Annotated in this window: 4 protein-coding genes; 2 read left to right on the top strand and 2 right to left on the bottom strand. The window is 72.6% G+C overall.

All coding sequences use genetic code 11. The features are described from left to right. Positions 1-1,105, top strand: a 1,105-nt coding sequence (locus tag B7767_RS05210; RefSeq protein ID WP_085571077.1) for a VWA domain-containing protein, incomplete at its 5' end; no start/stop codon positions are given. Continuing rightward, positions 1,102-3,060: a hypothetical protein gene (locus tag B7767_RS45705; RefSeq protein WP_085571076.1), complete on the top strand. Its 1,959-nt coding sequence runs from the start codon at positions 1,102-1,104 to the stop codon at positions 3,058-3,060. The genes B7767_RS05210 and B7767_RS45705, both read left to right, overlap by 4 nt. A 118-nt stretch (positions 3,061-3,178) precedes the next feature. Here B7767_RS45705 and B7767_RS05200 read toward each other — a convergent pair whose 3' ends face one another. Both B7767_RS05200 and B7767_RS47240 read right to left on the bottom strand, forming a co-directional pair. Further along, positions 3,179-4,471, bottom strand: coding sequence for a PHB depolymerase family esterase (locus tag B7767_RS05200; RefSeq protein WP_107485814.1), 1,293 nt, complete (start codon positions 4,469-4,471; stop codon positions 3,179-3,181). Positions 4,472-4,604: 133 nt separating this feature from the next. Continuing rightward, the coding region (locus B7767_RS47240) for a hypothetical protein (RefSeq protein WP_218775775.1) at positions 4,605-4,868 on the bottom strand (264 nt) is incomplete at its 5' end.

The raw sequence follows: 4,868 nt of genomic DNA, 5'->3' as shown, positions 1-4,868 counted from the left end.
CCCCGCCGAGCGCCGCACCGGCGGCCTCGACGGCCCGGACGCCGCCCGCGACACCGCCCTCCAGTGGCTCTACGGCCGCGGCGACGACCTCGCCCGCCGTGGTGAACGCCGCGGCACCGCCGACGGCCGGGAGGGCGGCGACGGCCCCTCCACGCTCGCCGTCGTCGACTGGCTCGACGACATCCACCGTCTCTTCCCCCGGGAGACGGTCGAACGCCTCGAACGCGACGCCGTGGAGACCTACGGCATCGACGAGATCGTCACCGACCCCGACGTTCTTCTCCGCGTAGAACCCAGCACCGGCCTGCTGCGGGCCGTGCTGCGCACCAAACACCTGATGAACCCGCAGGTTCTGGCCGCCGCCCGGCGGATCGTCGAAGCCGTCGTGCGCGACCTGACCGAGCGGCTGAGGCCGGAGATCCGGCGCGCCCTCACCGGAGCCCGCTCCCGCCGCCCCAGCCGGACCCCCCGCGCCCGGGACTTCGACTTCAGGGCCACGATCCGCGCCAACCTCGCCCACTACCGGCCCGAGGACCGCCGCATCCTCATCGAGCAGCCGCACTTCCACTCCCGCACCCGCCGCCACATCGAGCAGTGGCAGCTGATCCTCCTCGTCGACCAGTCCGGCTCCATGGCCGGATCCGTGATCCACTCCGCCGTCACCGCTGCCTGCCTGTGGGGCCTGCCCGGACTGCGCACCCACCTGGTCGCTTTCGACACGCAGGTCGTCGACCTCACCTCCGACGTCACCGACCCCGTCGAACTCCTGATGAAGGTCCAACTCGGCGGTGGCACCGACATCGCCCGCGCCGTCGACTACTCCGCCGGCCTCGTCGACAACCCGCGCCGCACGATCGTCGCCCTGATCACCGACTTCTACGAGGGCGGCGACGCCCACCGCCTGACCCGCACCGTCCGCGACCTGACCGGACAGGGCGTCACCGTCCTCGGCCTCGCCGCCCTCGACGAGGAGGCCGCCCCCTCCTACGACCGCGACCTGGCCGGCCGCCTCGCCGGGGCCGGTGCACACATCGGCGCCATGACCCCCGGCCACCTGGCCGAATTCGTCGCCGAGAGAATGGCCCACGGAGGACGAACGGCATGACCCGCACCGACCTGCTCGCCCTCACCCCCGACACCCTCGCCGCCCTCGCCAACCGCGGCCTGGTCAAACGCGCCGCCAAGGACCTCGACGCCGGAGCAGGCCCCGACCTGGACGTCACCGGCGACCACACCGTGCACGGCCGCTTTCCTGACGGCACCGAGACCCGACTGCCGCCAGGCGCCACCCTGCAGGACGCCAGCTGCAGCTGCGGGGCCCACGGAGTCTGCCGCCACCGCATCGGCCTCGTCCTCGCCTACCAGCGCACCGCGGCCGCATCGGACACCCCGCCGCCTTTCACCGACTGGTCCCCCGGAAGCATCGACGACACCGCCCTCGCCGAGGCCTTCGGCCGTCCCGCCCTCACCGCGGCCCGTCGCACCCGTGACCGCGGCTACCGGGCCGTCCTCCACCGCCCCACCCCCGCCGACCCCGTTCCCGCCGTCGAACTCCCCGCCTGCACCGTCCGCTTCCCCGTGCCCCACCGCCCCGGCTTCGCCGTCACCGACGCCGCCGAGCCGCTGCGCGGCGCGACGGTCGTCCTCGCCGTCTGGGCCTTCCGAGCCGCCGACACCGAGGGCAGCGACCGAGTCACCGTCGGAGGAAGGGAAACAACCCCGGACAACGGCGACAGCGCCCACCGCGCAGCCATGGACCTCGTCGACGAACTCCTCGTCGACGGCGTCCCCCAGGCCGGCCCCGTCCTGGACGGAGCCCTCCGCCGTGCCGGCGCCGCCCTCACGGCCGCCGGCCGTCACTGGCCCGCCGCGGCCCTCGAGGGGATACGCCACCAGCTCGCCGAGCACGCCGTCCGCGGCGCCCACCACGACCGTGAGACCCACGCCCTGCTCCTCGCCGAACTCCACGCCCGCCACCGCGCCGCCCCCACCGACCCAGCAGCCGTCCTCGGCACTGCCGAGACGGCCCGCACAGCCTTGCGCCGAGTCCGCCTCGTCGCCCTCGGCTGCCACGTCGACGGCTCCGCCCGTGACCGCACCGCCGAGGTCTTCTTCGCCCACCCCGATGCCGGTGTCGTCCTCGTTCTGCACAAACGCTGGGAGCTGCCCGACGGTCAGGCGCCCACCGGCCACGACCTCGGCGCCCGCCGGATCCTCGGTACGAACCTGCGCACCCTTGCCGCCGCCAACGTGGTCAGCGAGGCCACCTCCCGCACGGCCTGCCGCGCCGTGGAGATCTCCCGCGGTCGGATCGCCACCACGTCCGTCACCCCCGTCGGCACCGCCTGGGACGACCTGCCGCCCGGGCTGCTGGTCACCGATCTCGCCGCACAGTTCCCCGCTCCCGGTACCCTCCCTCCCCGCCTCGTCCGCCCTCGGGTGGAGGCCGAGTCCATGCGCGTCCTCGCCGTCGCGGAGGCCGGACCCGTACGGTACGACCCGGCCGCGCAGCGCCTCGAGGCCGTCCTTCACGACCCGGCCGGCAACGAGGCCCTGCTGAGCACCGCGCACAACCCCCACTGCCCCGGCACCCTGGACGCCCTGGCCGACGCCCTCGCCTCCGGCACCGCCGACCGGGTCAGCGGTTCCCTCCACCATGACCGGGGCAGGGTCCTCCTCGCCCCTCTCGCCGTCCGCACCTCCCGCGGCGTCCTCGTCCCCGACCTCGCCCCCGGCGACGGCGACACCGCCCTCCCCGTCGCCCCGCACCCCCCGGACGACCCCCTCACCACCGCCCTGGAACGGGCCCTCGCCGCCCTCGCCGAGGCCGCTCACCACGGCCTGAAGAACCTGACCGCCACCGACCACGACGTCCTCGAATCAGCAGCCGCCCTTCTGCACCGAACCGGCTTCCGCACCACCGCGGACAAGGTCTCCGCTGTGACAACCACCCTCCGCACCCACGGCCCGGCCCCCGCCACTTCCCACTGGCACACCGCCGTCATCCGCCTCGCCACAACCCTGGAACTCCACCGGACCGGCCCGTACGCATTGCCGTGACCGGAAAAGACGGTCCGGCGCGTTCACGCCGAGCCCCGGCACCTCGTGCACGTCGTCCTCGATCAGCTCTCGGTTCGGTGGGACAGGCCGGGTCCACGTGGGGCGGTCGCGGGCCGGCTCAGCCGGTCTGGCAGGCGGATCCGTTGAGCTCGAAGCCCGTTGGAGCTCCGGTGTCACCCGTGTGGGTGGCCTGGAAGCCGATGGAGGTGCTCTGCCCCGGGGCGAGTGTCCCGTTGTAGCTGACGTTCTTGGCCGTGACCGCACCGCTGGTGGGTGAGAAGGCCGCGTTCCAGCCGGAGGTGATGGCCTGTCCGGAGCGCAGCGTGAAGGCCAGCGTCCACCCGTCGAGCGTCGACGAACCGGTGTTGGTGATGGTGATGTTGTCGGTGAGACCGTTGTTCCACGCGCTGACGGTGTTCGTCACCCGGCAGGCACCGCTCGTCGGGGGAGGGGTGGTGGGCGGCGGCGTGCTCTGGTCCAGGCCGAAGAACGAGATGGCCCTGGCGGCCATGCCGGAGGTGGGCAGGCTGTGGCCGACGCCGGAGAGGCTGATGGCCTCGACGGGCGCCTGGGTACTGTCGGCGCCGTAGCGGGTGCGGGTCCAGCCGGACTGCGGGCTGTCGGTGAGCACCGGGGTCCGGCTCACGCCCAGCACGTCGGTCCACTGCTTGATCTCTTCGCCGAAGTTGTTGTAGTTCAGCGTCGTGTCCGTCGTGCCGTGCCAGAGCTGCATCCGCGGCCGCGGCCCGCTGTAGCCGGGGTAGGCGCCGCGCACCAGGTCACCCCACTGCTGAGGCGTCCTGCTGATCCGGCCGTTGGCGCAGGCGCTGTTCCATCCCGATCCGTCGGTGGTGGCGAAACACCCGAACGGCACGCCCATGAACGCCGCCCCGGCCTTGAAGACGTCCGGGTGGTCGCCGAGGAGCACGTTGGTCATCATCGCCCCGGACGAGGCCCCGGTGACGTAGACGCGGTCGGCGTCGGCACCGTGGCGCTGCACCACGTGACTCACCATGGAGGCGATGCTCGTCGGGTCACTGCCCCCGTTGTGCCTGAGCGCCTGCGGGGAGGACACGTCGAAGCACTGGCCGCTGACGTTGGCGTCCGGGTAGACCACGATGAACCCGTACCGGTCGGCCAGCGAGGCGAACTCGGTGCCCGAGTGGAAGCCGGGCCCGGTGCCGGTGCAGTAGTGGACCGCGACCAGGACCGGCGGGTTCGCTCCGGCACTGGTGGGCACGTACTCGTACATGCGCAGATTGCCGGGGTTGTGCCCGAAGTCGGTCACCTCGGTGAGGGAGGCGGCCCGTGCGCTCGGCGCCGCGAGGAGGAAGCCGGCGAGCAGGGGGACCACCCCGCCGAACAGCGCCAGCAGGAGCGGACGTATCCGTAACTTTCGGCTGGCCTTCACGCGAGCGTCCTTTCCGCAGGGGGCGGTGGAACCGATGTGGCCGATGCGAGGGGCGTGACAACTCGAACACTTCGAAAGTTTCAGTCCGGTTGTCGAATCGATGCGAGTAAGTTAAGAGCGGGGCTGGGGGTAGTCAACCGTCGTGACTCGCTTCGCGAGGGATCAAGCGGCCCGTTCCTTGAGTCCCTCCGGTCACTCCGTCGGGAACTGGATGATCGGTCATTTCGGCAAGGTGCCCGAATGATTTCGAAGTCCGTCGGGCCGCTTGGGCAACCACGCCCTGCCGCTTCGCGGCGGGGACGACGCCGATGAGACGCCACGTCTTCTCGGACTCGGCGCCGGCGCCGAGCGCGGCGGTGTCGCGGTTCGGGCCGGTCCGCGACAGGCCGGGCACCCG

It is taken from the genome of Streptomyces sp. 13-12-16, assembly GCF_002114215.1.
Taxonomy (GTDB): Bacteria; Actinomycetota; Actinomycetes; order Streptomycetales; family Streptomycetaceae; genus Streptomyces.
The sequence above is the reverse complement of the archived record's forward strand: the minus strand, read 5'-3'. Positions and strand labels throughout refer to the sequence as shown.